A 26,581-nucleotide genomic window follows, 5' to 3' on the forward strand; every position below is an offset into this window, starting at 1 on the left:
CCTGCCTTCCGATGCGATGGGGTCTGCGCGAACCTTAACCGTGCCCTTGCCTGCGCGAAAGCCCGCAGTAAGGCGGGATCACGACGGCATCAGGGCGGCGCGTGCATCGGCGGGGCGGCAAAGGCCAAGCTGCGCCAGATCCGCCTCGATCCCGGCGCGCAGGATATGCACGACATGCGCCGCGCCGCGTTCCCCCAGGGCCGCGATGCCGACATGGAACGCGCGTCCCAGCATCACGAAGTCCGCCCCCAGCGCGATCAGCCGCAGCACGTCCGTCCCCGACCGCACGGCGCCGTCCGCGATTACCGGCACATCGTCCCCGAGCGCGGCGCGGATCGACGGCAGAACCTCGGCCGGCGCCGGTGCCGCCTCGAACTGGCGGCCGCCGTGGTTGCTGACCCAGATCGCGTCGGCAATGCCGGCCGCCCGCACCGCATCACCGGCGTGCAGGATGCCCTTGACGACAAGCGGTCCGTCCCATTCCGCGCGCACGGCTTGCAGATAGGCCCAGTCGGGCGCGGTCCGAAGCTGATAGCCGGCATGGGCGGTCCCGCTCTGGCTTCGGGTGGTGTCGGCGTATTTGTCCAGCATCGCCAGACGCGGCATCCCCCTGCGCGCGGTGGCCATCGCCCAGGCGGGCCGCGCCGCCACCTGCGCCAGAACGCCCGGCGTGATCCGCATGGGGTTCGTCAGCCGTGCCCGCCTTTGCCGTTCGCGGCGGCTGGCGGCGGGAACGTCCACGGTCAGGACAAGCGTGCGAAAGCCGCTGTCGCGCGCACGGGCCAGCATGTCGCGCCGGATCGCCCCGTCGCCCGGCGCGTAAAGCTGGAACCACCCCTGGCCCCGCGTATGGGGTCCGACATTTTCGGGCGTGTCGGCGGCGACATTCGACAGGCAATACGGGATGTCGTGCCGTGCGGCGATCGTCGCCAGCGTCGCCTCGGCACCGGGCCAGATCAGCCCCGACATGCCCACCGGCGCCATCCCGAAGGGCAACGCCTGCGGGTGCCCCATCAGCCGCGTCGTCAGGTCGGGACGCGCCCCCGTCATCACCCGCGGCACCAGCACGGTGCGATCCAGCGCCGCCGCGCTGCGCGCATGGGCCGATTGATCGCCCGTCGCGCTGTCCAGGTATTCCCATGCGAAATGCGGGATCCGCCGCCGCGCCCGTTGCGCGAGGTCGGACAGGGACGGGTATCTGTCGTCGAGATCCATCCGCCCGTCATGCCGGGCCGCCGCCGGTCTGGCAAGCGCCGCGCGGTGTCGCGGAACATTCTGCGAACGGTTCTTTTCTTGCCCGCGCTTTCGGCTTACCTTGCACGCATGAGTGCACATGACGATACCACGGCCGCGATACCGCTGTCGCAACGCGCGATGGCGGGGCAGGGCGCACCCTATCTGGACGATCTCAACCCCGCGCAGCGTCTGGCGGTCGAAACCCTGGACGGCCCCGTCCTGATGCTGGCGGGGGCCGGCACCGGCAAGACCAAGGCGCTGACCGCGCGCATCGCGCATCTGATGACGACCGGCCGCGCAAGGCCGAACGAGATCCTTGCCGTCACCTTCACCAACAAGGCCGCGCGCGAGATGCGCGACCGTATCGGGCGCAGCATGGGCCAGACGGTCGAGGGGATGCCCTGGCTGGGCACCTTTCATGCAATCTGCGTCAAGCTGCTGCGCCGCCATGCCGAACTGATCGGGCTGAAGTCCAACTTCACCATCCTCGACACCGACGACCAGCTTCGGCTGATGAAGCAGCTGATCCTGGCCGAAAATATCGACGAGAAGCGCTGGCCGCCGCGGATGCTGGCGGGGATCATCGACAACTGGAAGAACCGCGCCTGGACGCCTGCATCGGTTCCGGCGGCCGAGGCGGGCGCCTTCAACAATCGCGGGACCGAGCTTTACGATTACTACCAGCAGCGGCTTAAGACGTTGAACGCCGTCGATTTCGGCGACCTGCTGCTGCACATGGTGACGATCTTCCAGACCCAGCCGGACGTGCTGGCCCAGTATCAGCGCTGGTTCAAATACATTCTGGTCGATGAATACCAGGACACCAATGTTGCGCAGTATCTATGGCTTCGACTGCTGGCGCAGGGTCATCGCAACATCTGTTGCGTGGGCGACGACGACCAGTCGATCTATGGCTGGCGCGGCGCCGAGGTGGGCAACATCCTGCGGTTCGAAAAGGATTTTCCGGGCGCGCATGTCGTGCGGCTGGAACAGAACTATCGCTCGACCCCGCATATCCTTGCCGCGGCGTCGGGCGTCATCGACGCCAATCAGGGGCGGCTGGGCAAGACGCTCTGGACGGCCGAGCAGGAGGGCGAGAAGGTTCGCCTGATCGGCCATTGGGACGGCGACGAGGAAGCGCGCTGGATCGGCGACGAGATCGAGGCGTTGCAGAAGGGCACGCGGGGGCTGGACCCGCTGGGCCTCGACGGGATGGCGATCCTGGTGCGCGCGTCGCATCAGATGCGCGCGTTCGAGGACCGGTTCCTGACCATCGGTCTGCCCTATCGCGTCATCGGCGGACCGCGTTTCTACGAGCGGATGGAGATTCGCGACGCGATGGCCTATTTCCGCCTTGCCGTCAGCCCCGACGACGATCTGGCGTTCGAGCGGATCGTGAACACCCCCAAGCGCGGGCTGGGCGACAAGGCGCAGCAGGCCATCCAGCGCGCCGCGCGCGACAACGGCACGACTCTGGTGGATGGCGCGCGTATCCTGCTGGCCGACAAGGGGTTGGGCGGCAAGGGCGGCGCGGAACTGCGGGTTCTGGTCGATGCCATCGGGCGCTGGAACGATGCGGTGCGGCGCGGCGGCAACCATATCGAACTGGCCGAGACGATCCTCGAGGAATCGGGCTATACCGCGCATTGGCAGAACGACAAGACGCCCGAGGCGCCGGGGCGGCTGGAAAACCTCAAGGAACTGGTCAAGGCACTGGAAAGCTTCGAGAACCTTCAGGGGTTTCTGGAACACGTCGCGCTGATCATGGACAATGCGGGCGAGGCCGAGGGGGAAAAGGTCAGCGTGATGACGTTGCACGCCGCCAAGGGGCTGGAATTTCCCGCCGTGTTCCTACCCGGATGGGAGGATGGGCTGTTCCCCAGCCAGCGGTCGATGGACGAATCGGGCCTCAAGGGGTTGGAGGAGGAGCGGCGCCTGGCCTATGTCGGCATCACGCGGGCCGAAACGCTGGCGACGATCAGCTTCGCCGCCAACCGGCGCGTCTATGGTCAGTGGCAATCGTCGCTGCCCAGCCGCTTCATCGACGAACTGCCGGCCGATCATGTCGAGGTTCTGACGCCGCCGGGGCTGTATGGCGGCGGATACGGGGCCGCCGGCATGGCCGCCAGCGCGTCGCCCGCGATCATGGCAGTGCAGGCCAGCGACCTGCACGACAAGGCCAGCCGCGCCGATGTCTACAATTCGCCGGGCTGGAAACGCCTTCAGGCCCGGTCCTCGGCCCGCGGGATGAGCCAGCCGCGCGAAAGCCGTCACATGGTCATCGACGCCGACGCGGTGTCGTCCTTCACGACGGACGACCGCGTGTTTCACACCAAGTTCGGCTATGGCACCGTTACGGCGGTCGAGGGCGACAAGCTGGAGGTCGCGTTCGAGAAGGCCGGCACGAAGAAGGTGGTCGGCAAGTTCCTCGTCGCGGCCGAACAGGCCGGCGACGTTCCGTTCTGATTAGGGATGACCGGAAACGGAAACGGCGGCGCCCGGGAGGAGGAGGACGCCGCCGCTCTGCAACGGATACCCGCAGGGAGGAGCGGGCATCCGTGTCTGGGGGAGACACGCGCAACTGCGCGGTTCCGTTGTTATTCGACGGCGACCCCGGGGAGGAGGATCGGGATCGCCGTCACGGACGAAGACACTTCAGGGAGGAGAAGTGCCCTCAGTCGTCCTGTCAGCGCGGGCCGTAGGCGGCCTCGAGCGCGATATGGCGGATTTCGGTGCGGCAAAGGCCCAGATCGGCCAGTTCGCGGTTGGAAAGATCGCTCAATTCGTTCACCGTGCGGCGGAACGTGCGACGGGCGGTCCAGCGGTCGCGGAGGGCTGCGGCGATGCCGGCGGCCCGTTCGGCGAAGCCCGCGTGATGCGGAAGGGTGGTTGTTGCGGTCATCGGTCTGCTCTCATCTCGTCACGGCTGGTCTCGTTTGCCGTTGCGAGGAAGATAGGCTTATGCTGCGGGTGCACAATACCCGATCCGGGCAATGCTGCTATGCAGCAAAAGCATGGCCGATGTTTACCTAATATTTACCGCTAACCGCATTCTCGTAGCCGCTCGGCAGGGGACATGGGAAGTCATGGCACCGACCCGCCCGATGCCGTCGATTCCGTCGCGTTGACCCTGCCGTGTGCGGGTCGAAGCACTTGGCAACCAGCCCGTGTGCAAGGCGTATGCCGACAAGCGGAAAAAATCCCAACAATATCTGGTAGCGACCGCTGATAATGCCACCGCATCTCGTCACGTTTGGTTAAGATTATTTGCTCTTGTGATGTGAGGGACACAACACGGCCAGCCTTGGCCCATGCGTTCCCACGTTTTCCCTTGCTTCCCACAAAGTCCCATGCGATCCCTTCTGGTGTCGAAAGCACGGGACGAAGCGGCAGCAAGGATCGCGATCCCGAATGATAACAGAGGTTCGCAAGGCTTCATACAGGCACACTTTTTTCGACAATCGACAGCCCCGGCGGCAGGCGCGCGACATCCCCCAAGGCAGTGCGCGCCGCCGGGAAATTCCCCTGACGGGGCCCGGCAACGGGTAGAGGCGATCCGAACCGTGGCAGCCGTTCGGATCGCCTTTTGCGTAGGACAGGGTCGCTGCACGACCCTCGTAGGAGGCGGTTCAGGTGTTCGGAGTGTTCATCGGCGAACACGAGAACAAGATCGACGCCAAGGGCAGGCTGTCGATCCCGGCCGATTTCCGTCGCGAACTCGAAGACGGCGACCCGAAATGGGAGCCGGGCAAGAACGCCTCGATGCTGCTGGTTTATGGCGACCACCGGCGCAGCCATGTCGAGGTGATGAAGATCACCGACATGCGCGACGTCTACACCAAGATCACCCGGATGCCCCGCGGTTCGATCAAGCGCCGCGACATGGAGCGGCTCTATTTCCAGCAGGCGCTGACGGCCACGGTCGACGAAACGGGGCGCATCGTCCTGTCGGCGCGCGTGCGCGACAAGCTGGGGCTCGACGGCACCGCGATGGTCGTCGGCAACGGGTCCACGTTCGAAATCTGGAAGCCCGAAACCTATGCCGCCAACGATCTGTCCAATCTGCGCGACGAAGACGGATACGACCCCGACCTCGATCCGTCCGTCTATCTGCCCGGTGATGACGGGGACGTCTGAGATGACGGCGCACGCCCCGCATGTGCCGGTGCTGCTCGGCCCGATCCTGACGCGCTGCGCGCCCATTCGCGGCCACTGGATCGACGGCACGCTGGGCGCGGGCGGCTATGCGCGCGGCCTGCTCGATGCCGGCGCGACCCGCGTCACCGGAATCGACCGCGATCCGACGGTCTTCGCCATCGCGGCGGACCGCGTCGGCCGCCACTCTGCCCGGCTGCGGATGGTCGAAGGCACGTTTTCCGACCTCGACACGCTGGCGGACGGCCCGGCGGACGGCGTCGTGCTCGACCTGGGGGTATCGTCGATGCAGCTCGATCAGGCCGAGCGGGGGTTTTCCTTCCTGCGCGACGGGCCGCTCGACATGCGGATGGGCGCGGACGGCCCCACCGCGGCCGACATCGTCAACAGCGCCGACGAGGGTGAGCTGGCCGATCTGCTTTACCATTACGGCGAGGAACGCGCCTCGCGCCGCATCGCCCGCGCCATCGTCGCGGACCGGCCCTTCACCCGCACGACCCAGCTTGCCGCGCTGATCGAACGCGTTTTGCCGCGCCGGAAACCGGGCCAGAGCCATCCGGCCACACGGTCCTTCCAGGCACTTCGAATCGCCGTCAACGACGAGTTCGGTCAGCTTGTCGCGGGGCTGGAAGCGGCCGAGCGTGCGCTTCAGCCCGGCGGTTGGCTGGCCGTCGTCAGCTTTCATTCGATGGAAGACCGCGTCGTGAAACGCTTTCTGGCCGACCGCGGCGGGGCACGGGCGCAATCCAGCCGCCACGCCCCCGCGTCGGAAGGGGAACAGGCGCGGTTCACCGACGTGTCCGGCGGAATCGCGGCCGACGCGGACGAGGTCGCCGCCAATCCCCGCGCCAGATCGGCCAGATTGCGCATCGCCCGCCGCACGGATACCGAGGCGGGGCCGGTCGACCGGACCCGGCTGGGACTGCCGCCCGACATCAGGAAGACGCGATGAAGAACTTTCTCTATATCCTGCCCGGTATCGCGGTGATGGGCCTGGCCTTCTGGGCCTATTCCGAGAATTACGAGACGCAGCAGGCCATCCGTACCGTCGAGCGGCTTCAAGCGACCATCGGCGCGCAGCGCGAAACGCAATCGGTGCTGCGCGCCGAATGGGCCTATCTGAACCGTCCCGCCCGCCTGCGCGAACTGGCCGACATGAACTTCGACCGTCTGGGCCTGCTGCCGCTGGCCCCCGAACAATTCGCCGCCGTCGAGCAGATCGACTTCCCCCCCGAACCCGGCAGCGTGACCAGCGCGGTCCCTGCCGCAACGGACGGACTGATCCCATGATCCGCAAGCCCCTGCGCCCCCTGGCCCACATCCTCGCCGCCCGCCAGCAGGGCGAAAACCCCGACACGATCGAGCGCGAGAATCGCCGCCTGCGCCACGAGGAAGCGCGCGACCGCGCCCGGTCGCGGGCCGAGGGCCGGCTTCTGCTGCTGGCGGGGATGTTCTTTCTGGCCTTCGCCACTGTCGGTCTGCGCATGGGCCTTCTGTCCGCGTCCGAGGCGGCCGAGCCGCGCACCTATGCCGCCGGCAATTCCATCGTCGCCCAACGCGCCGACATCGTGGACCGCAACGGCCGGATCCTCGCGACGAACCTCTCGACCTTCTCGCTTTACGCGCAACCGCCCAACATGATCGACAAGCCGGGCGCCGCGAAGAAGCTGGCCGCGATCTTTCCAGACCTGAAGGAAGACGAGCTGCTGGCCGACTTTACCGGCAAGCGCAAGTTTCTGTGGATCAAGAAGAAACTCAGCCCCGAACAGAAGCAGGCCGTGCATGACATCGGCGATCCGGGCCTGCTTTTCGGCCCGCGCGAGATGCGGCTCTATCCGAACGGCACGTTGGCCGCCCATATCCTGGGCGGCACGCGGTTCGAACGCGAAGGCGTGCATTCGGCCGAACTGGTTGGCGTCGCGGGGGTCGAGAAGGCGATGGATGCCGTCCTGCGCGATCCCGCCCGCGACGGCGCGCCGCTGCAACTGTCCATCGACCTGACGGTGCAGAACGCCATGCGCGACGTTCTGGGCAACGGCATGAAGCTGATGAATGCCAAGGGCGCCGCCGGCATCCTGATGGACGTGCATACCGGCGAGATCCTGTCGATGGTCTCTTTGCCCGATTTCGATCCCAACGACCGCCCCCGCCCGCTGACCAAGGGCGAGGCCGCCGATAGCCCTCTGTTCAACCGCGCGGTGCAGGGCGTCTATGAGCTCGGCTCGACCTTCAAGATCTTCACCGTGGCCCAGGCGATGGAGCTTGGGCTGGTGTCGCCCGACACGATGGTGGACGCCAACGCGCCGATGCGCTGGGGACGCTTCACCATCAAGGAATTTCAGAACAAGAACTATGGCCCGCTTCTGTCGGTCAGCGATGTCATCGTCAAATCGTCGAACGTGGGCACGGCCAAGCTGGCGCTTCAGATCGGCGGCGCGCGGCAAAAGGCGTTTCTGGAAAGCTTCGGCGTCTTCGATCCGCTGCCCGTGGAACTGGTCGAGGCGCCGGGCGCCAAGCCGCTGGTGCCGCCCAAATGGTCCGAGATCGTGACGATCACCGCATCCTACGGGCACGGCTTCTCGGCCTCGCCGCTGCATCTGGCTTCGGCCTATGCGTCGTTGCTGAACGGCGGCACGCTGGTGCGCCCGACCCTGCTGCGCACCGACCGGCAGGTTGTCGGGCCGCGCATCGTCTCGCCCGCCGTCTCGGCCGCCAGCGCGCAGATGCTGCGCGACGTGGTGCTGCACGGCACGGCCACGTTTGGCGCGGTGCCGGGATATGAGGTCGGCGGCAAGACCGGCACGGCGAACAAGGTGCGGCCCGATGGCCGCGGCTATCTGAAGGACAAGAACATCAACACCTTCGCCGCCGTCTTTCCCTCCAGCGCGCCCCGATACGTCATCGTCGTCAGCCTCGACGAGGCGTCCGACAATACCGGATCGGAACCGCGCCGCACCGCGGGTTGGACGGCCGTGCCGGTCACGTCCGCGATCGTGACGCGGGTCGCGCCGCTGCTGGGGCTTGCGCCGGCGGTCGAAACGTCGCAACCCGACGCGCTGACATTGACGTCGAACTGATACCGGGGCCGGGGGCGCGATGGCCGAGACACGCAGGACGCTGGACGAACTGGGCCTTTCGGCGCCCGCCGGAAGCGTGGCCGTCACCGCGATCTGCACCGACACGCGGCGGATCGAACCGGGATGCCTTTTCGCCGCGCTGCCGGGCAGCCATGTCCACGGCGCGGGCTATGCGACCCAGGCGCTGGCGGCTGGCGCGGCGGCGATCCTGACCGACCGCGACGGCGCCGCGATCTGCCGCGATGCCGTTGCCGCCGCCGGGGCCGCGCTGATCGTGGCCGAAGATCCGCGCCAGACGCTGGCCTATGCGGCGGCCCTGTGGTTCCGGGCGCAGCCCGCCACCTGCGTCGCCGTGACGGGCACCAACGGCAAGACCTCGGTGGCGACCTTCACCCGCCAGATCTGGCAGGTGCTGGGCCTGCGCGCCATCAACCTCGGCACGACGGGGATCGAGGGCGACTGGACGGCGCCCCTGGTCCACACGACCCCCGATCCGGTGACGCTGCACCGCGCGCTGGCGCGGGCCGCCGAACAGGGCGTCGATCACGCCGCGATGGAGGCCAGCTCGCACGGGCTCGACCAGCGCCGCCTCGACGGGGTGAACCTCGCCGCCGCGGCGTTCACCAACTTCTCGCAGGACCATCTCGACTATCACCGCACGTTCGAGGCTTACTTCGCGGCCAAGGCGGGACTGTTCGACCGGCTTCTGCCCCCCGACGGGACGGCGGTCGTCAATCTCGACGATCCCCGCGGCCCCGACATCGCCGCCATCGCGCAAAGACGCGGCAACGATCTGCTGACGGTCGGGCGCGGCCCGGACGCCGCGCTGCGTATCACCGGCCAGCGATTCGAGTCGACCGGGCAGGAACTGGCCTTTCACTGGGCCGGAACGCCGCAGCATGTGCGCCTGCCGCTGATCGGCGGATTTCAGGCCGAGAACGCGCTGATCGCCGCCGGGCTGGCCATCGCCACCGGGTCCGAACCGCGCGATGTCTTCGCCGCGCTGTCCCGGCTTGGAACGGTGCGCGGGCGGATGCAGCTTGCCGCGCGGCGGGAAAACGGCGCGTCGGTATTCGTGGACTACGCGCATACCCCCGCCGCGCTGGAAACCGCGCTGCGGGCGCTGCGGCCGCATGTGATGGGGCGCCTTGTCGTCGTCTATGGCGCGGGCGGCGACCGGGATCGCGGCAAGCGGCCGCTGATGGGGGCCGCCGCCCGCGACGGGGCCGATCTGCGGATCGTGACCGACGACAATCCCCGGCACGAGGACCGCGCGGCGATCCGTGCGCAGATCCTTGCCGCCGACAGCCAGGCCCTCGAAGTGGGCGACCGGGCCGAGGCGATCCTGCGCGGCATCCATGCCCTGCAATCCGGCGACGCGCTGCTGATCGCCGGCAAGGGGCACGAGACGGGGCAGACGGTGGGCGATGCCGTCTATCCGTTCGACGATGTCGAACAGGCCAGCGTCGCGGTGGCGGCTCTCGACGGACGCGTCGCGTGACGCCGCTCTGGACAGGACGGGACGCGGCGGCGGCCACGGGCGGCGATCCGCGCGGCGGCTGGGCGGCGACGGGCGTATCCATCGACACCCGCACCCTGCAACCGGGCGATCTGTTCGTGGCACTGGCCGACCGGCGCGACGGCCACGATTTCGTGGCGCGCGCGCTGGCGGCGGGGGCGGCCGCCGCGATGGTCAGCCGCATCCCCGACGATGTGGCCCCCGATGCGCCGCTGCTGGTCGTGCCCGACGTTCTGGCCGGGTTGACGGCGCTCGGCCGCGCGGGCCGCGACAGGATGACGGGGCGCGTCGTGGCGATCACCGGATCGGTCGGCAAGACCTCGACCAAGGACATGGCGCGCGCCGCCTTCGCGCCGCAGATGCGCGTCCATGCGGCCGAAGCCAGCTATAACAACCACTGGGGCGTGCCGCTGACGCTGGCGCGGATGCCCGCCGACGCGCAGGTCGCCCTGGTCGAGATCGGCATGAACCATCCGGGCGAAATCGCGCCGCTGTCGCGCCTGGCCCGCCCCCATGCCGCCATCGTCACCACCGTCGGCGCCGCCCATCTGGAGGCGTTCGAGGATCTGGACGGCATTGCGCGGGAAAAGGCCGCGATCTTCGCCGGTCTGAAACCGGGCGGAACCGCCATCTTCAACGCCGACATCCCCGCCGCGCCGATCCTGCGCGACGCGGCGCAGGCGGCGGGCGCCCGACTGCGCCCCTTCGGCCATGCGCCCGGCAGCGATCCGCGCATCGTCGCCGTCACCCCCGTGAACGACCTGATCGTGGTCGAGGCCGAGATGGCCGGCCACCCGTTGCTGTGCCGGATCGGCGCGCCGGGCCGGCATCTGGCGCATAACGCCATGGCGGTTCTGGCCGCCGCCGAAGCGGTGGGCGCCGATCCGGTCCGCGCGGCCATCGACCTGGCGCACTGGACGCCCGGCGCCGGGCGCGGCGTGCGCGAACGCGTCGTGCTCGATCCCGAGGACGGCAGCGGCATCGACCTGATCGACGATGCCTTCAACGCCAATCCGGCGTCGATGGCGGCCGCGCTCGACACGTTGCTGGCGACGAAACCTGCCGGCGGGCGGCGTATGGCGATCCTGGGCGACATGCTGGAACTGGGCCGCACCGAACGCGACCTGCATGCCGCCATCGCCCGTCATCCGGGGCTGGACCGGATCGACGTCATCCACTGCGCCGGGCCGAGGATGCACGCGCTCTGGTCCGAACTGCCGGGCTGGCAGCGCGGCGAATGGCACGACACCGCCGCCGAGATGGCCGGTCGTGCATCCGCGCTGATGCGTCCGGGCGATCTGGTGCTGGTCAAGGGATCGAAGGGCGCGCGCACCGCGCTGGTCGTTGACGCCATCCGCAAATTGGGCCAGTCCCGCCCGCGGCAGGACTAGGACACCCGAATGCTCTATTGGCTGACCGGATTTTCGGACGGGGGCGACTTCTTCAACCTCTTTCTCTACATCACGTTCCGTTCGGGCGGCGCGTTCTTCACCGCGCTGGTCTTCGGCTTCCTGTTCGGCCGACCGCTGATCGACCTTCTGCGCCGCCGGCAGGGGCAGGGCCAGCCCATCCGCAGCGACGGCCCCGAAAGCCACATCGTCGCCAAGGCCGGCACGCCCACGATGGGCGGCGTGCTGATCCTTGGGGCGCTGACGGTGTCCACCCTGCTTTGGGCGCGGCTCGACAATCCCTATATCTGGATGCTGCTTTTCGTGACGATGGCGTTCGGATTGATCGGTTTCGCCGACGATTTCGCCAAGGTGACGAAGAACACCCATGCCGGCGTGCCCGGCCGGGTGCGGCTGCTGCTGGGCTTCGTCATCGCGGCGCTGGCGGCGGCCTGGGCCACCTGGTCCCATCCGGGCGAGCTTCAGGGCCAGCTGGCTGTGCCCGTCTTCAAGGACGTGCTGATCAACCTCGGCTATCTGTTCGTGCCTTTCGCGATGTTCGTCATCGTGGGCGCGGCCAATGCCGTGAACCTGACCGACGGGCTGGACGGTCTGGCGATCATGCCGGTGATGATCGCCGCCGGAACGCTGGGGGTCATCGCCTATGCCGTGGGGCGGGTGGACTTCACCGATTACCTCGACGTGCATTACGTGCCCGGCACGGGCGAGATTCTGGTCTTCGCCGCGGGCCTGATCGGCGGCGGGCTGGGGTTCTTGTGGTACAACGCCCCCCCGCCGCCGTCTTCATGGGTGATACCGGCAGTCTGGCACTGGGCGGCGCGCTGGGCGCCGTCGCGGTCGCCATCAAGCATGAACTGGTGCTGGCGGTTGTCGGGGGCCTCTTTGTGGTCGAGGCGCTGTCGGTCATCGTGCAGGTCTTCTATTTCAAGCGCACCGGCCGCCGGGTCTTCTTGATGGCGCCGATCCATCATCATTTCGAAAAGCGCGGCTGGGCCGAACCGCAGATCGTCATCCGCTTCTGGATCATCAGCCTGATCCTGGCGCTGATCGGTCTGGCCACGCTGAAGTTGCGATGACGCGCGCACTGCGATGTCGCGGCGGGGGTTTCACACCCCCGCACCCCCGTGGGGTATTTAGCGGAAAGATGAAGGGATGATTCCGGTCCGCGGGCTGGAAGGCCGCGATGTGGCCGTGCTGGGCCTCGGCCGGTCGGGCCTGTCGGCGGCGCGGGCGCTGCTTGCGGGGGGTGCCGCGCCGCTTTGCTGGGACGAGAGCGCCGAGGGGCGCGAGAGGGCCGCGGCGGAGGGTTTTCCGCTGCACGACCTGACGCGCGACGACGCGTTTCGGGGCGTCGCCGCGCTGATCGTATCGCCGGGCATCCCGCATCTTTATCCCGCGCCGCATCCGGTGATCGACGCGGCGCTGCGGGCGGGCGTGCCGGTGGACAACGATATCGGTCTGTTCTTCCGGTCGCTGGCGACGCCCGGCTGGCACGGTTTCGACACCGCACCGCGCGTCGTCGCGATCACCGGGTCGAACGGCAAATCCACCACCAGCGCGCTGCTCCATCACATCCTGACCGATGCGGGGTATCGCGCGCAGCTTGCCGGCAATATCGGCCGCGGCGTGCTGGACATCGACCCGCCCGGCGATGCCGGAATCGTCGTGCTGGAACTGAGCAGCTATCAGACCGACCTGGCGCGCGCGCTGACCCCCGACATCGCCGTCTTCACCAACCTGTCGCCTGATCACCTGGATCGTCACGGCGGCATGGGCGGCTATTTCGCGGCCAAGCGGCGGCTCTTCGCCGAAGGCGGCCCCGACCGCGCGGTGATCGGCGTGGACGAGGTCGAGGGACGGTTCCTGGCCAATCAGCTTTCCGAGGCGGCGGGCGACGACCGGGTGATCGGCGTGTCGGTTGCGCGCAAGCTGACCGGGCCGGGCTGGTCGGTGACGGCCCGCAGGGGGCATCTGTCCGAATCGCGCAAGGGCCGGCAGGTCGCGGCCATCGACCTGCGCGACATCGCCGGCCTGCCGGGACGCCACAACCATCAGAACGCCTGCTGCGCTTACGCCGCCGCGCGCGCGCTGGGGCTTGCCCCCCGCGTAATCGAGGCCGGTCTGCGATCCTATCCCGGCCTGCCGCATCGCAGCCAGGTGATCGCCGAACGCGGAGGGGTGCGGTTCGTCAACGACAGCAAGGCCACGAACGCCGATGCCGCCGCGCAGGCGTTGCAGGCGTTTTCGCGCATCCGCTGGATCGCGGGCGGGCTGGGCAAGGAGGGCGGGATCGCCGCGCTGACGCCCTATCTGGGGTCGGTCGCCAAGGCGTATCTGATCGGCCATTCCGCGCGCGACTTCGCGCTGCAACTGGGCGGCACCCCCGTCGAGATCTGCGAGACGATGGAGCGTGCCGTCGCCAGCGCCGCCGCCGAGGCCCGGCCGGGCGATACCGTGCTGCTGGCCCCCGCCGCCGCGTCCTTCGACCAGTATCGCGATTTCGAGGCGCGGGGCGACGATTTCGCCCGTCAGGTCAACGCTCTGCCCTGACCGCGCGTTCCAGCAGTCGCAGCACGACCCGCGCCGACAGCGCCATGTCCTGCACGCTGATCCATTCCAGCGGGCCGTGGATTTCCTGCATCCCGGTAAAGACATTGGGGCAGGGCACGCCCAGTTCGGTCAGGCGCGATCCGTCCGTGCCGCCGCGAATGGGCACCGGTACCGGGTCGAGCCCCAGGTCGCGGCAGGCGGCATGCGCCAGTTCCACCGGGCGCATGTCCTTTTCCAGCCAATAGCGCATGTTGCGGTATTGCGGCCGGATCGCGCAGTCGATCCGCGCGCGCGGTTCGGCCTTCAGCGCCGCGGCACAGGCGTCGCGCAGCAGGGCGCCCCTGGCCGCCAGCCCGTCCAGTTCGAAATCGCGCAGGATCAGCTTGATCGTCGCTTCGGCGGCGGTGCCCGACACCTCGTAGACATGGATGAACCCGTCGCGACCCTCCGTCGTCTCGGGGGTCATGCCGTCGGCGGACACGTCCGCCACGATGCGCGCCGCCAGATGCAGCGCGTTGACCAGCCGCCCCTTGGCCCAGCCGGGATGCGCCGAAACGCCGGTGATCGTGACCGTCGCGCCGTCCGCCGAAAAGCTTTCATGCTCGATCTCGCCCGCCTGCGCGCCGTCCAGCGTATAGGCGAAATCGACGCCCAGATCGTCGGGCAGCCGCGGATCGACGCCGCGGCCGATCTCCTCGTCGGGGGTGAAAGCCAGGCGCAGCTTGCCGTGCGGCAGGTCGGGATGGGTCAGCAGGTGCCGCGCGACCGTCATCGCGATGGCGACGCCCGCCTTGTCGTCGGCGCCCAGCAGGGTCGTGCCGCTGGCGGTGACGATATCGTCGCCGCGCTTGGCCGCCAGATAGGGCAGGGCATCGGGCGACAGAACCAGATCGGGCGCATCGACGAACCGGATGTCGCCGCCGTCGTAATCGCGGTGCACGACCGGACGGACGCCGCTGGCATGGAATGCGGGCGCGGTATCGACATGCGCGCAAAGCCCGATCGCGGGGCCGTCCGCCGTGGCGGGCACCGTCGCCAGAACCGTGCCGTAATCGGTCAGCACGACATCCGCCGCGCCCATCTCGTGCAGCTCGGCGACCAGCAGGCGCGACAGGTCGAGCTGCCGGTCGGTGCTGGGCGCGCTGTTGCGTGTTTCGTCAGACTGCGTGTCGATGGCGGCATAACGGCATAACCTGTCCTCAAGCTCGGCGTCGAAGGGGGTGCGCATGGCGGATCGTCCTTTCATCGGTTGCGGGCGGCGATGGCCTGGCCCGCGGCCCAGCCCGACGCCCAGGCCCATTGGAAATTATAGCCGCCCAGCCAGCCGGTGACATCCACCGCCTCGCCGATGGCATAGAGGCCCGGCACGGCGCGCGCCTGCATCGTGCGGCTGTCCAGCCCGGCCGTGTCGATGCCGCCCAGCGTTACCTCGGCCGTGCGATAGCCTTCGGTCCCGGCGGGCCGCACCCGCCAGTCGCGCACGGCCTGCATCAATCGGTCCAGCGCCGCATCCGCGCAATCGGCCAGCCGCGGCGGCAGATCGGCGCTGTCGGCGATGTCCTGCGCCAGCCGCGCGGGCAGATGGGCGGCCAGCGCCGTCGCCGGGGCCTTGCGTCCGGCGGTCCGGCGTTCGTGGCGCAGGGCGGGGCGGATCGTGTCCTCGGGGTCCAGGTTCAGCCCGATATCGCTGCCTTCGCGCCAATAGGACGACGCCTGAAGGACGGCCGGGCCGCTCAGCCCGCGATGGGTGAACAGCAGCGCCTCGTCGAAAGGGGGGCCGTCCGCCGTCACGCGGGCACGCACCGCCACACCCGACAGCGCCTTCAGCCGGTCCAGCGTGCCGCCGGTGAAGGTCAGCGGCACTAGCCCCGCGCGCGTCGGCAGCACGTTCAGCCCGAATTGCGCGGCCAGACGATAGGCAAGCCCGGTCGCGCCCATCTTCGGAATCGACAGACCGCCCGTCGCCAGCACCAGAACGGGCGCGCGGACGATCTGCCGCCGCCCTTCGGACTCCGTCTCGACGCGGAAGGCCGCGCCGTCATGGCCGACATCGACGATTCCCGTGGCCAGCCGCAACTCGGCGCCCGCGACGGCCATCTCGTCCACCAGCATCGTCACGATATCGCGGGCGCTGCGGTCGCAGAAAAGCTGGCCCAGCGTCTTTTCGTGCCAGGGGATCCGGTGCCGGTCCACCAGCGCCACGAAGTCCTGCGGCCCATAGCGGCCCAGGGCCGACTTGGCGAAATGCGGGTTGGCCGACAGGAAGTTGCCGGGCGCGCAATGCAGATTGGTGAAATTGCACCGCCCGCCGCCCGAGATGCGGATCTTCTCGCCCGGCGCGCTTGCATGGTCCAGCACCAGCACGCCCGGTCCGGCCTGCGCCGCGCACATCATCCCCGCCGCCCCCGCGCCCAGCACGAGGACGCGGTATGTTCCACTGTCGTTCATGGGCCTGGCAGACCACGCGGAAATGCTGCGTGCAAGGGGCGCAAATCGCTGGCCACGAAAGACGGATCGCGCTAGCATCGCGACCAGACCCGGCAAACGGGCGCGTTGAGGCAGTCTGGCAGTCATCCGATGACCGATATGGTTTACGGCACTCTTCCGTCGCGCGACGGAGAGCCGATCCTTCCCCGTTGGTGGAACACCATCGACAGGCTTTCGCTGGGCTGTGTGCTACTGCTGTTCGGGTGCGGTCTGCTGCTGGGCCTCGCCTCCAGCCCGCCGCTGGCGGCGCGCAACGGGCTCGATCCCTTCTATTATGTGCAGCGGCAGGCGTTCTTCGGCGGCGTGGCGCTGGCGGTGATGGCGCTGACGACGATGATGTCGCCCGTGCTGGTGCGGCGGCTGGCGGTGCTGGGCTTCGTCGCGGCCTTCGCGTCGCTGGTGGCGCTGCCCTTTCTGGGCACCGATTTCGGCAAGGGCGCGGTGCGCTGGTATTCGCTGGGCTTCGTCAGCGTGCAGCCGTCCGAGTTCCTGAAGCCCGCCTTCGTCGTGACCGTCGCCTGGATGATGGCCGCGGCGCACGAACCGGGCGGGCCGCCGGGCCGCGCCATGTCGCTGGCGCTGACGCTGGTAATCGTCGGCTTTCTGGCGCTGCAACCCGATTTCGGGCAGGCCTGCCTGGTGCTGTTCGCCTGGGGCGTCATCTATTTCGTCGCCGGCGCGCCGCTGACGCTGCTGGTGGTCCTTGCCGTCGGGGTGGTGGGGATGGGCACGCTGGCCTATTCCAGTTCCGAACACTTCGCGCGCCGCATCGACGGCTTCCTGTCGCCCGATGTCGATCCGCGCACGCAGCTCGGCTATGCCACCGACGCCATCCGCGAGGGCGGCTTTTTCGGCGTCGGCGTGGGCGAGGGACAGGTCAAGTGGTCGCTGCCCGACGCGCATACCGATTTCATCATCGCCGTCGCGGCCGAGGAATACGGCCTTCTGCTGGTGCTGTTCGTCATCGGGCTTTACGCCACCATCGTCGTGCGCGCGCTGTGGCGCCTGCGGCGCGAGCGGGACACCTTCACGCGGCTAGCCGGCGCTGGGCTGGCCTGCACCTTCGGCGTGCAGGCGATGATCAACATGGGCGTCGCGGTGCGGCTGCTGCCCGCCAAGGGCATGACGCTGCCCTTCGTCAGCTATGGCGGATCGTCGCTGATCGCGGGCGGCATCGCGGTGGGGATGCTGCTGGCGCTGACCCGCACCCGCCCGCAGGGCAAGATCGGCGACATCCTGATCTCGCGGGGCCGCTGATGCCCGGCCGCGCCACCGACGCGCCGCTGGCGATCCTCGCCGCCGGCGGCACGGGCGGGCACATGTTCCCTGCCCAGGCTCTGGCCGAGACGTTGCTGGATCGCGGCTGGCGGGTGCGGCTGATGACGGATGCGCGCGGCGCGCGCTATGCCGGCGGCTTTCCGTCCGACGTGCCCGTGGTCGAGGTGGCCAGCGCGACCTTCGCGCGTGGCGGGATGCTGGCGCGTCTGGGCGTGCCGCTGCGTCTGGCGGGCGGCATCGCCGCGGCGGCGGCGCGGATGCGGCGCGAGCGGCCCGCGATCGTCGTGGGGTTCGGCGGCTATCCGTCCATTCCGGCGATGGCGGCGGCGCTGATGCTGAAGGTGCCGCGCATGATCCACGAACAGAACGGCGTTCTGGGCCGCGTCAACCGCCGCTTCGCGCCGCGCGTGAACGCGGTCGCCTGCGGCACGTGGCCGACCGACCTGCCGCACGGCGTCGAGGGGCATCCGACCGGCAATCCCGTCCGCGCGGCGATCCGCGACCGCGCCGGGGCCGCCTATATCGCGCCAGGCGATTATCCGATGTCGGTGCTGGTCATCGGCGGATCGCAGGGCGCGCGCATCCTTTCCGATGTGGTTCCCGCCGCCCTGGCCGATCTTCCGGACGCGCTGCGTGCCCGCCTGCGCGTCGCCCATCAGGCCCGGTCCGAGGATGTCGCCCGCGTCCGCGACGCCTATGCCGCGGCAAGCATCCCGGCCGAGGTCGCGCCGTTCTTCGACGACATCCCCCGCCGCATCACCGAGGCGCAGCTCGTCGTCGCCCGGTCGGGGGCATCGACCGTGGCGGATCTGACGGCCATCGGGCGGCCCGCCATCCTGATCCCCTTCGCCGCCGCCGCCGCCGATCACCAGACGGCCAACGCGCGCGGCATGGTGGATGCGGGCGCGGCGATCCTGATCCCCGAAGCGCAGGCCACCGCCACGGCCCTCGCCCGGCAGGTCGAGATGATCCTCAGCCAGCCGATGACGGCGACCGAGATGGCGCGCAACGCGCAGAAGGCGGGCCGCCCCGACGCGGCCGAACGGCTGGCCGATCTGGCCGAGGGGCTGGCCGGACTGGACAAACGCATCGCAGCAAAGGCAGGTGAGGCATGAAGCACGCACGGATAGAGGTCGTCCCCCAGATGAATCCCCGCCCGACCAAGCTGCCGACCCAGATGGGCCCGATCCACTTCGTGGGCATCGGCGGGATCGGCATGTCGGGCATCGCCGAGGTGCTGCTGAACCACGGCTATACCGTGCAGGGATCGGACGCCCGCACCAGCCCGATCACCGACCGTCTGGCGGCTCTCGGCGCGCGCATCTTCGACGGACAGGCCGACGCGAACCTGGAGGAGGCCGAGGTCGTCGTCGTCTCCTCGGCCATCAAGCCCGGCAACCCCGAACTCGACGGCGCGCGGCTGCGCGGCCTGCCGGTGGTGCGCCGGGCCGAGATGCTGGCCGAACTGATGCGGTTGAAATCCAACATCGCCATCGGCGGCACCCACGGCAAGACCACCACGACGACGATGGTTGCCGCCCTGCTGGACGAGGGCGGCGTCGATCCGACGGTCATCAACGGCGGCATCATCCATGCCTACGGGTCCAATGCCCGGATGGGGCAGGGCGAATGGATGGTGGTCGAGGCCGACGAAAGCGACGGCACCTTCAACCGCCTGCCCGCAACCATCGCCATCGTCACCAATATCGACCCCGAGCATATGGAACATTGGGGCAGCATCGAGGCTTTGCGCCGCGGCTTCGACGATTTCGTCGGCAACATCCCGTTCTACGGCCTCGCCGTCTGCTGCACCGACCACCCCGAGGTTCAGGCCCTGGTCGGCCGGCTGACCGACCGCCGTGTCGTCACCTTCGGCTTCAACGCGCAGGCCGACGTGCGCGCGCTGAACCTGCGCTACGACAAGGGCGTCACCTGCTTCGACGTCGCCCTTCAGGCCGAAGATGCGGTGATCGAGGGCTGCCGCCTGCCGATGCCGGGCGATCACAACGTCAGCAACGCGCTGGCCGCCGTCGCCGTCGCGCGGCATCTGGGCCTCAAGCTGGACGAGATCCGCACCGCGCTGGCCCGTTTCGGCGGCGTCAACCGCCGTTTCACCCGCGTGGGCGAGGTGGACGGCGTCACCGTCATCGACGATTACGGCCATCACCCGGTCGAGATCGCCGCCGTTCTCCGGGCCGCGCGGCAGGCGACCGAAGGCCGCGTGATCGCCGTGCACCAGCCGCACCGCTTCACGCGCCTGTCCAGCCTGTTCGACGATTTCTGCGGCTGCTTCAACGAGGCCGACGTGGTGGCCATCGCCGATGTCTATTCCGCCGGCGAGGCGCCCATCGAAGGCGCGGGCCGCGACGATCTGGTCGCGGGGCTGATCCGCCACGGCCATCGCCACGCCCGCGCGGTGACGGACGAGGACGATCTGCTGCGTCTGGTGCGCGAACAGGCCGGTCCCGGCGACATGGTCGTCTGCCTCGGGGCCGGCACGATCAGCGCCTGGGCCAACCGCCTGCCCGCACGACTGGCCCGCGCCGAGGAGGGGGCGGCATGACGCCCTCGCTGATCTGCGCGGTGATCTGGCTGGTCGCGGCGGGTCTGACCGGCCTGCGCGCCGCGCGTCCCGGCCACTGGGCGCTGGCGGGTGCGCTGATCGCGGCGGGCGTGCCGCTGTCGGGCTGGATCACGGTGCAGAACGGACCGTGGATCGGCCTTGCCATGTTGCTGGCGGGCGCGCTGGTGCTGCGCTGGCCGCCCTCGGCGCCGCGCCGCGACCGCCGCCTGCTGCCGCCCGGCGAATGACCGCCCCGCTGCCGCAGGTCCGGGGCCGCCTGACGCCCGACCGCGCCCTGTCGGATCTGACATGGCTGCGCGTCGGCGGCCCGGCCGACTGGTTCTTCCAGCCCGCGGACGAGGACGATTTGGCCGATTTCCTGCGCGCGCTGGATCCGTCCGTGCCGGTCTTTCCAATGGGCGTCGGCAGCAATCTGATCGTGCGCGACGGCGGCCTGCGCGCCGTGGTGATCCGGCTGGGCCGTCCCTTCGCCGAGATCGACGTCTCGGGCGGCCGCGTCGTCGCGGGTGCGGCGGCACTCGACAGCCGCGTGGCGATCCGCGCGGCCGAGGCGGGGCACGACCTGACCTTCCTGCGCACCATCCCCGGCAGCATCGGCGGCGCGGTCCGGATGAACGCGGGCTGCTATGGCAGCTATGTCGCGGACCGGCTGGTCTCGGTCCGAGCCGTGTCGCGCGAAGGCACGCGCCGCGACATTCCCGCCGCCGACCTGAACCTTACCTATCGCCATTCGGACCTGCCCGACGATACGGTGATCGTAGCGGCCACGTTCGACGCGCCGCCGGGCGATCCCGCCGCGCTGGCCGCGCGCATGGGCGATCAGCTTGCGCGCCGCGATTCCAGCCAGCCGGTCAAGGATCGCAGCGCCGGCAGCACCTTCCGCAATCCGGTCGGCCATTCCAGCACCGGGCGGGCCGACGACACGCACGATCTGAAGGCGTGGAAGGTCATCGACGATGCCGGCCTGCGCGGCGCGCGGCGCGGCGGCGCGCAGATGTCGCCGATGCACCCGAACTTCCTGGTCAATACCGGGAACGCGACCGCCGCCGATCTGGAAGGCCTGGGCGAGGAGGTGCGCGAAAAGGTATTCCATGACAGCGGGATTCGGCTAGAATGGGAAATCAGGCGCGTGGGCGATCCGGCCGCCTGACAGATAACAAGGTCCGCAAACGGGCCGCGGGAAGACGAATGGCGGGTATGTCGAGCAGGACAAACCCCAAGGTGGCCGTACTGATGGGCGGACCCTCGGCCGAGCGCGAGGTGTCGCTGTCGTCGGGGCGCGAATGCGCCGCGGCCCTGCGGGGGCAGGGATACGACGTGACCGAGGTGGACGCCCAGTCCGACCTCGCCCTGCGGCTGTCCGACATCCGGCCCGACATCGTCTTCAACGCCCTGCATGGCCCCCTGGGCGAAGACGGCTGCGTTCAGGGCCTGCTGGAATGGATGCGCCTGCCCTATACCCATTCGGGGGTGCTGGCCTCGGCGCTGGCGATGGACAAGGAACGCACCAAGGACGCCTATCGCCGCGCCGGGCTGCCGGTGGTGCCGTCGATCCTGGCGCTGTCCCGCCATGTGCGTGCCAGTCACGTCATGGACCCCCCCCTATGTCGTCAAGCCCTACAACGAAGGCAGCTCGGTCGGCGTCTATATCGTCCACGAGGCCGCAAACGGCCCCCCCCATCTGGCCGACACGATGCCCGAAACGGTGATGGTCGAACGCTTTGCGCCGGGGCGCGAGTTGACGGTGACGGTGCTGGGCGCCGGCCCCCTGGGCGAGGCGCGGGCCCTTGGCGTCACCGACATCGTGACCGACGGCTGGTACGATTACGACGCCAAGTATCGCCCCGGCGGGTCGCGCCATGTCCTGCCCGCCGAGGTGCCTGCCGAAATCGCGTCGGCCTGCGCCGATTACGCCCTGCGCGCGCACGAGGCGCTGGGATGCCGCGGCGTCACGCGCACCGACCTGCGCTGGGACGAGGGGCGCGGCCTGGATGGGCTGATCCTGCTGGAAACCAACACCCAGCCCGGCATGACGCCCACCTCGCTGACCCCCGAACAGGCGGCGCATTGCGGCCTGTCGTTCGGCGCGCTTTGCGACTGGATGATCAGGGACGCGTCATGCGGTCGCTGACCGCCCCCCGCCGCGATCCCGCGCCGTCGCGGCTCAGCTACCGGCTGCAACGGCTGGCGCTGACGCCGATGGTGCGCGTGGCGGTGCGGCGGGGCCTGCCGCTTCTGGCGCTTCTTCTGGTGCTGGCCGTCCTGCTGGGCGATGCCGACCGCCGCGCCGTGCTGACCGACCGGATCGCCGATCTGCGGATGCAGATCCAGCAGCGCGACGAGTTCATGGTCCATGAAATCCGCATCGACGGCGCGTCCGACCTCGTGGCCGCTGAGATCGGCCGGGCGCTGGCGCTCGACCTGCCGGTAAGCTCCTTCGATCTCGACCTCGAAGCGCTCTATGACGGGGTGGCGCGCCTCGATGCCGTGTCGCGGACCGATCTGCGCGTGCGTCCCGGCGGCGTGCTGGAAGTGCGCGTCGTCCAGCGCGTTCCGGCCGCCATTTGGCGCGGGCCGACAGGGCTGCACCTTCTCGATGCCGATGGCGCGCGGGTGGCCTTGCTGCCGCGCCGCGCCGACCGTCCTGAACTGCCGCTTCTGGCCGGCGAGGGGGCGGAACGCGCCGTTCCCGAGGCGCTTCGCATCCTCGATGCCGCGCGCCCCATCGCCGGACGCATCCGCGGCCTGACCCGCATGGGCGAACGCCGCTGGGACGTGGTGCTGGATAACGGCCAGCGCATCCTGCTGCCGCGCGCCGATCCCGTTCCGGCGCTGGAACGCGTCGTCGCCCTCGACGCTGCGCGCGATCTGCTGGACCGCGACGTGGCGGCGGTGGACATGCGCAACCCCGCCCGGCCCACGCTGCGGCTGGGCGCCGCGACGGCGCTGCGGCTGCGCAACATCAAGCTGACCGAACTCGGAGTCGACTAGGAATGACGGACCTCTATCAGTCGCAGCGGGCGATGCGGGCGATGCGGCGCGCCGCCATGCAGCGGGGCGTGATCGCCATTCTGGACGTGGGCACGTCCAAGATCGCCTGCCTCGTGCTGCGGTTCGACGGTCCCGACGCCTTCCGCCCCAGCGAAGGCGTCGGCCCGATGGCCGGTCAAAGCGCCTTCCGCGTCATCGGTGCCGCCACCACCCGGTCGCGCGGCGTCCGCTTCGGCGAAGTCAGCGCCATGCAGGAGACCGAGCGCGCGATCCGCACCGTCGTCCAGGCCGCGCAGAAGGCCGCGCAACTGCGCGTCGATCACGTCATCGCCTGCGTCGCGGGCGGCGATCCGCGCAGCTACGGTCTGGCGGGGCAGGTCGAACTGGAACAGGACCATGTCAGCGAACAGGACGTGGCCCGCGTCCTGGCCGCCTGCGACATGCCGCCCATCGGCGAGGGGCGCGAGGTGCTGCATGCCCAGCCGGTGAACTTCGCGCTGGACCATCGCAGCGGCCTGAACGATCCGCGCGGGCAGGCGGGGCAGATGCTGGCCTGCGACATGCACCTGCTGACGGTGGACGGAACGACGCTGGCCAACCTCATCCACTGCGTCAAGCGCTGCGATCTGGAACTCGCCGGTCTGGCCTCCTCGGCCTATGTCAGCGGCATTTCCAGCCTGGTCGAGGACGAACAGGAACTGGGCGCCGCCTGCATCGACATCGGCGGCGGCGCGACCGGCGTATCGATCTTCATGAAGAAGCACATGATCTATGCCGACAGCGTCCGGCTGGGCGGCGATCATGTGACCAGCGATATCTCCAAGGGCCTTCAGGTGCCGCTGGCGCGGGCCGAATGGCTGAAGACGCGGCATGGCGGCGTGGTCGCCACCGGCATGGACGACCGCGAGATGATCGAGTTGGGCGGCGAAAGCGGCGACTGGGAACGCGACCGCCGCAGCGCCAGCCGGGCCGAGCTGATCGGCATCATGCGCCCGCGGGTCGAGGAAATCCTCGAGGAGGTCCGCGCGCGGCTGGATGCGGCGGGCTTCGACGCGCTGCGCAGCCAGCAGATCGTGCTGACCGGCGGCACCAGCCAGATCCCCGGCCTCGACGGTCTGGCGCCGCGAATCCTGGGCCAGCAGGTCCGAATCGGCCGCCCCCTGCGGGTGTCCGGCCTGCCCGAAAAGGCGACCGGCGCCGCTTTCGCCAGCGCGGTCGGATTGTGTCTTTTCGCCGCCAATCCCCAGGACGAATGGTGGGATTTCGAGATTCCGATGGACAGATACCCGGCGCGGTCCCTGCGCAGGGCGGTAAAATGGTTCAAGGACAACTGGTAACGGCCAGACCTTCAAGTGCAGGCGGGATGTCGCCGAAGTCTTTGAACTGTCGTCGGGAATCTGCGCCGAATCGCGGATTTGCAGGTGACGCGCGCGCGCATGATCGTTAGAATCAGCTGCAACGAGTGGCGGAAATGCCCCGGCAAGCGGGCAAATTTACAGGCGGACACAGCATGACATTGAATCTCGACCTGCCCCATCAGGACGAACTGAAGCCGCGAATCACAGTATTCGGCGTCGGCGGCGCAGGCGGCAACGCGGTCAACAACATGATCGCGCAGCAGCTCGAAGGGGTCGAGTTCGTGGTCGCCAACACCGACGCGCAGGCGCTGGCCCAAAGCCTCGCCCCCGCCAAGGTGCAGATGGGCGTCAAGGTGACGGAAGGTCTGGGGGCCGGCGCGCGCGCCGCCGTCGGCGCCGCCGCCGCCGAGGAAAGCATCGAGGACATCATCGACCATCTGGCCGGGGCGCATATGTGCTTCATCACCGCCGGCATGGGCGGCGGCACCGGCACAGGCGCCACCCCCATCATCGCGCAGGCCGCGCGCGAGCTGGGCGTGCTGACCGTGGGCGTCGTGACCAAGCCCTTCCAGTTCGAAGGCGCCAAGCGGATGCGTCAGGCCGAGGAAGGCGTCGAGGCGCTTCAGAAGATGGTCGATACGCTGATCATCATTCCCAACCAGAACCTGTTCCGTCTGGCCAACGAAAAGACCACCTGCACCGACGCCTTCGCGATGGCCGACGACGTGCTCTATCAGGGCGTCAAGGGCGTGACCGACCTGATGGTGCGTCCGGGCCTCATCAACCTCGACTTCGCCGATGTGCGCGCCGTGATGGACGAGATGGGCAAGGCGATGATGGGCACCGGCGAGGCCGAAGGCGACGACCGGGCGCTTCAGGCCGCCGAAAAGGCCATCGCCAACCCGCTGCTGGACGAAATCAGCCTCAACGGCGCCAAGGGCGTGCTGATCAACATCACCGGCGGGCACGACCTGACCCTGTTCGAACTGGACGAGGCGGCGAACGTCATCCGCGAAAAGGTCGATCCCGACGCCAACATCATCGTCGGCTCGACGCTGGACGAAACCATGTCGGGCAAGGTCCGCGTCAGCGTCGTGGCCACCGGCATCGACGCGTCGGTCCAGGTCGGCGACGTGCCCGTCCCGCGCCGTCGCATGGCCGAACCGCTGGTGACGCCGCGCGTTGAGGAACCGGCGGCAGCGCCCGCCCCGGCACCCGCCCGTCTCGCCGCGGCATCGTCGCGCCCGACCGCGGCACAGGTCGTCGCCGCCCGCCGCGCCGCACCTGCCGAACGGGCCGAGCGGGCCGAGCCTGCCGCCCCCGATCAGGACTTCTTCGCCGACTACACGCCGGTCCACGACACGGCCGACCAGGACGAGGGATCCCAGACCGCGGCCGAGGACGATATGCCCGCCCCGGCTTATCGCCCCGCCGCCGCCGCCCCGCAGGCGCCCGCCAACCCCGTATCTCAGGCGGTCGCCGCGCGCCGCGGCGCGCCCGGCCAGCCCACGCCCGAAGCGCTGGCGCGTCTCCAGGCCGTCGTCGGCAAGGCCAACGCCTCGGGCGCGCGTCAGCCGCAGGGGCAGCAGCCCCCGGTGGAACGGCCGCGCTTCGGCATAAACTCGCTCATCAACCGGATGACCGGCCATCAGGAGGGCGAGCATCAGCGCCCGACCCCAAGCCAGTCGCAGCCCGCGCGCCGCGCGCAGCCGCAGGTGCACCGTTTCGAGGACGAAGAAGACGTCAGCGAACAGGACCGAATCGAAATTCCGGCCTTCCTGCGCCGTCAGGCCAACTGACGCGGCACCGGAACGGACGACGGGGGCCGGCTTCGTACCGGCCCCTTTCCTCATCCCGCAGGCTCTCTGTTACAGACCGTTGCAAAGGTTGAATTGAGCTTCCGGCCCCCCGCGCCTAGCTAATCGTTAACGGACCGG

Annotated in this window: 20 protein-coding genes and 2 pseudogenes; 18 read left to right on the forward strand and 4 right to left on the reverse strand. The window is 69.2% G+C overall.

Annotation, left to right across the window (positions count from 1 at the left end):
* Window positions 1-78: 78 nt before the first annotated feature.
* The gene (locus OCGS_RS02130; RefSeq protein WP_007425570.1) at window positions 79-1,215 is read right to left on the reverse strand and encodes an alpha-hydroxy acid oxidase; all 1,137 of its coding nucleotides are present in this window, start codon (window positions 1,213-1,215) and stop codon (window positions 79-81) included.
* Window positions 1,216-1,323: 108 nt separating this feature from the next.
* Here OCGS_RS02130 and OCGS_RS02135 point away from each other — a divergent pair, with 108 nt between their 5' ends.
* Entirely contained in the window at window positions 1,324-3,702 is a 2,379-nt protein-coding gene (locus tag OCGS_RS02135) for an ATP-dependent helicase (RefSeq protein WP_040610381.1), read from the forward strand.
* 220 nt (window positions 3,703-3,922) lie between these two features.
* Here the strand turns inward: OCGS_RS02135 and OCGS_RS02140 are convergent, their stop codons facing one another.
* Window positions 3,923-4,138 carry a DUF1127 domain-containing protein gene (locus tag OCGS_RS02140; protein WP_007425573.1) on the reverse strand — a complete coding sequence of 72 codons (216 nt, stop codon included), beginning with the start codon at window positions 4,136-4,138 and terminating at the stop codon, window positions 3,923-3,925.
* A 731-nt stretch (window positions 4,139-4,869) separates the two neighbouring features.
* Between OCGS_RS02140 and OCGS_RS02145 the strand changes: the two genes are divergently transcribed.
* The 8 genes and pseudogenes from OCGS_RS02145 to murD all read left to right on the forward strand — a co-directional run bounded on the left by OCGS_RS02145 (window position 4,870) and on the right by murD (window position 13,946).
* Window positions 4,870-5,373 (forward strand): division/cell wall cluster transcriptional repressor MraZ, encoded by a 504-nt coding sequence (locus OCGS_RS02145; RefSeq protein ID WP_007425574.1) that lies wholly within the window; start codon window positions 4,870-4,872, stop codon window positions 5,371-5,373.
* A gap of 1 nt (window position 5,374) precedes the next feature.
* A complete protein-coding gene (gene rsmH, locus OCGS_RS02150; RefSeq protein ID WP_007425575.1) occupies window positions 5,375-6,343 on the forward strand; it encodes a 16S rRNA (cytosine(1402)-N(4))-methyltransferase RsmH in 969 nt (322 codons plus the stop codon).
* Entirely contained in the window at window positions 6,340-6,681 is a 342-nt protein-coding gene (gene ftsL, locus OCGS_RS02155) for a cell division protein FtsL (RefSeq protein WP_007425576.1), read from the forward strand. The genes rsmH and ftsL overlap by 4 nt, the downstream gene beginning before the upstream one ends.
* Window positions 6,678-8,468 (forward strand): peptidoglycan D,D-transpeptidase FtsI family protein, encoded by a 1,791-nt coding sequence (locus tag OCGS_RS02160; RefSeq protein WP_007425577.1) that lies wholly within the window; start codon window positions 6,678-6,680, stop codon window positions 8,466-8,468. Before ftsL ends, OCGS_RS02160 begins: the two co-directional genes overlap by 4 nt.
* A gap of 19 nt (window positions 8,469-8,487) precedes the next feature.
* Window positions 8,488-9,969, forward strand: coding sequence for a UDP-N-acetylmuramoyl-L-alanyl-D-glutamate--2,6-diaminopimelate ligase (locus tag OCGS_RS02165; RefSeq protein WP_007425578.1), 1,482 nt, complete (start codon window positions 8,488-8,490; stop codon window positions 9,967-9,969).
* Window positions 9,966-11,378, forward strand: coding sequence for a UDP-N-acetylmuramoyl-tripeptide--D-alanyl-D-alanine ligase (locus tag OCGS_RS02170; protein ID WP_007425579.1), 1,413 nt, complete (start codon window positions 9,966-9,968; stop codon window positions 11,376-11,378). Before OCGS_RS02165 ends, OCGS_RS02170 begins: the two co-directional genes overlap by 4 nt.
* 9 nt (window positions 11,379-11,387) lie before the next feature.
* A pseudogene (gene mraY, locus OCGS_RS02175) lies at window positions 11,388-12,472 on the forward strand (phospho-N-acetylmuramoyl-pentapeptide-transferase).
* 76 nt (window positions 12,473-12,548) lie between these two features.
* Complete coding sequence (gene murD / locus OCGS_RS02180) at window positions 12,549-13,946, forward strand: UDP-N-acetylmuramoyl-L-alanine--D-glutamate ligase (RefSeq protein WP_007425582.1); 1,398 nt, start codon at window positions 12,549-12,551, stop codon at window positions 13,944-13,946.
* On the opposite strand, the gene pepT is transcribed toward murD, so the two are convergent.
* Together pepT and OCGS_RS02190 are read right to left on the reverse strand one after the other, a co-directional pair.
* Window positions 13,930-15,174 (reverse strand): peptidase T, encoded by a 1,245-nt coding sequence (gene pepT, locus OCGS_RS02185; RefSeq protein WP_007425583.1) that lies wholly within the window; start codon window positions 15,172-15,174, stop codon window positions 13,930-13,932. The two genes, murD and pepT, sit on opposite strands and share 17 nt — an antisense overlap.
* A 14-nt stretch (window positions 15,175-15,188) precedes the next feature.
* On the reverse strand, window positions 15,189-16,394 hold the full coding sequence (locus tag OCGS_RS02190; protein ID WP_007425584.1) for a BaiN/RdsA family NAD(P)/FAD-dependent oxidoreductase: 1,206 nt from the start codon (window positions 16,392-16,394) through the stop codon (window positions 15,189-15,191).
* A 129-nt stretch (window positions 16,395-16,523) separates the two neighbouring features.
* Between OCGS_RS02190 and ftsW the strand changes: the two genes are divergently transcribed.
* The 9 genes and pseudogenes from ftsW to ftsZ all read left to right on the forward strand — a co-directional run bounded on the left by ftsW (window position 16,524) and on the right by ftsZ (window position 26,443).
* Window positions 16,524-17,690: a putative lipid II flippase FtsW gene (ftsW, locus tag OCGS_RS02195; RefSeq protein ID WP_040610314.1), complete on the forward strand. Its 1,167-nt coding sequence runs from the start codon at window positions 16,524-16,526 to the stop codon at window positions 17,688-17,690.
* A complete protein-coding gene (gene murG, locus OCGS_RS02200) occupies window positions 17,690-18,826 on the forward strand; it encodes an undecaprenyldiphospho-muramoylpentapeptide beta-N-acetylglucosaminyltransferase (protein WP_007425586.1) in 1,137 nt (378 codons plus the stop codon). The genes ftsW and murG overlap by 1 nt, the downstream gene beginning before the upstream one ends.
* Before the next feature lie 29 nt (window positions 18,827-18,855).
* A complete protein-coding gene (gene murC, locus OCGS_RS02205) occupies window positions 18,856-20,274 on the forward strand; it encodes a UDP-N-acetylmuramate--L-alanine ligase (protein WP_007425587.1) in 1,419 nt (472 codons plus the stop codon).
* The gene (locus tag OCGS_RS02210) at window positions 20,271-20,522 is read left to right on the forward strand and encodes a DUF2484 family protein (protein ID WP_007425588.1); all 252 of its coding nucleotides are present in this window, start codon (window positions 20,271-20,273) and stop codon (window positions 20,520-20,522) included. Before murC ends, OCGS_RS02210 begins: the two co-directional genes overlap by 4 nt.
* Window positions 20,519-21,445 (forward strand): UDP-N-acetylmuramate dehydrogenase, encoded by a 927-nt coding sequence (gene murB / locus OCGS_RS02215; protein WP_007425589.1) that lies wholly within the window; start codon window positions 20,519-20,521, stop codon window positions 21,443-21,445. Before OCGS_RS02210 ends, murB begins: the two co-directional genes overlap by 4 nt.
* 83 nt (window positions 21,446-21,528) lie before the next feature.
* A pseudogene (locus OCGS_RS02220) lies at window positions 21,529-22,426 on the forward strand (D-alanine--D-alanine ligase).
* Complete coding sequence (locus OCGS_RS02225; RefSeq protein ID WP_007425591.1) at window positions 22,414-23,286, forward strand: cell division protein FtsQ/DivIB; 873 nt, start codon at window positions 22,414-22,416, stop codon at window positions 23,284-23,286. The pseudogene OCGS_RS02220 and the gene OCGS_RS02225 overlap by 13 nt, the downstream one beginning before the upstream one ends.
* Before the next feature lie 2 nt (window positions 23,287-23,288).
* On the forward strand, window positions 23,289-24,623 hold the full coding sequence (gene ftsA, locus OCGS_RS02230; RefSeq protein ID WP_007425592.1) for a cell division protein FtsA: 1,335 nt from the start codon (window positions 23,289-23,291) through the stop codon (window positions 24,621-24,623).
* A 173-nt stretch (window positions 24,624-24,796) separates the two neighbouring features.
* Window positions 24,797-26,443, forward strand: a complete 1,647-nt coding sequence (gene ftsZ, locus OCGS_RS02235; RefSeq protein WP_007425594.1) for a cell division protein FtsZ — start codon at window positions 24,797-24,799, stop codon at window positions 26,441-26,443.
* Window positions 26,444-26,581: the final 138 nt, after the last annotated feature.

Origin of the sequence: Oceaniovalibus guishaninsula JLT2003 (genome assembly GCF_000299575.1) — a bacterium.
Classification (GTDB): Bacteria; Pseudomonadota; Alphaproteobacteria; order Rhodobacterales; family Rhodobacteraceae; genus Palleronia; species Palleronia guishaninsula.

Excerpts from the sequence above, each read along its gene's own strand:
- OCGS_RS02140 (WP_007425573.1), bottom strand. The coding sequence starts at position 4,138 with ATGACCGCAACAACCACCCTTCCGCATCACGCGGGCTTCGCCGAACGG.
- ftsL (WP_007425576.1), top strand. The coding sequence starts at position 6,340 with ATGAAGAACTTTCTCTATATCCTGCCCGGTATCGCGGTGATGGGCCTG.
- murB (WP_007425589.1), top strand. The coding sequence starts at position 20,519 with ATGACCGCCCCGCTGCCGCAGGTCCGGGGCCGCCTGACGCCCGACCGC.
- OCGS_RS02130 (WP_007425570.1), bottom strand. The coding sequence starts at position 1,215 with ATGGATCTCGACGACAGATACCCGTCCCTGTCCGACCTCGCGCAACGG.
- OCGS_RS02165 (WP_007425578.1), top strand. The coding sequence starts at position 8,488 with ATGGCCGAGACACGCAGGACGCTGGACGAACTGGGCCTTTCGGCGCCC.
- ftsA (WP_007425592.1), top strand. The coding sequence starts at position 23,289 with ATGACGGACCTCTATCAGTCGCAGCGGGCGATGCGGGCGATGCGGCGC.
- OCGS_RS02190 (WP_007425584.1), bottom strand. The coding sequence starts at position 16,394 with ATGAACGACAGTGGAACATACCGCGTCCTCGTGCTGGGCGCGGGGGCG.
- murC (WP_007425587.1), top strand. The coding sequence starts at position 18,856 with ATGAATCCCCGCCCGACCAAGCTGCCGACCCAGATGGGCCCGATCCAC.
- OCGS_RS02160 (WP_007425577.1), top strand. The coding sequence starts at position 6,678 with ATGATCCGCAAGCCCCTGCGCCCCCTGGCCCACATCCTCGCCGCCCGC.
- murD (WP_007425582.1), top strand. The coding sequence starts at position 12,549 with ATGATTCCGGTCCGCGGGCTGGAAGGCCGCGATGTGGCCGTGCTGGGC.
- OCGS_RS02135 (WP_040610381.1), top strand. The coding sequence starts at position 1,324 with ATGAGTGCACATGACGATACCACGGCCGCGATACCGCTGTCGCAACGC.
- murG (WP_007425586.1), top strand. The coding sequence starts at position 17,690 with ATGCCCGGCCGCGCCACCGACGCGCCGCTGGCGATCCTCGCCGCCGGC.
- ftsW (WP_040610314.1), top strand. The coding sequence starts at position 16,524 with ATGACCGATATGGTTTACGGCACTCTTCCGTCGCGCGACGGAGAGCCG.
- rsmH (WP_007425575.1), top strand. The coding sequence starts at position 5,375 with ATGACGGCGCACGCCCCGCATGTGCCGGTGCTGCTCGGCCCGATCCTG.
- OCGS_RS02210 (WP_007425588.1), top strand. The coding sequence starts at position 20,271 with ATGACGCCCTCGCTGATCTGCGCGGTGATCTGGCTGGTCGCGGCGGGT.
- pepT (WP_007425583.1), bottom strand. The coding sequence starts at position 15,174 with ATGCGCACCCCCTTCGACGCCGAGCTTGAGGACAGGTTATGCCGTTAT.
- OCGS_RS02225 (WP_007425591.1), top strand. The coding sequence starts at position 22,414 with ATGCGGTCGCTGACCGCCCCCCGCCGCGATCCCGCGCCGTCGCGGCTC.
- ftsZ (WP_007425594.1), top strand. The coding sequence starts at position 24,797 with ATGACATTGAATCTCGACCTGCCCCATCAGGACGAACTGAAGCCGCGA.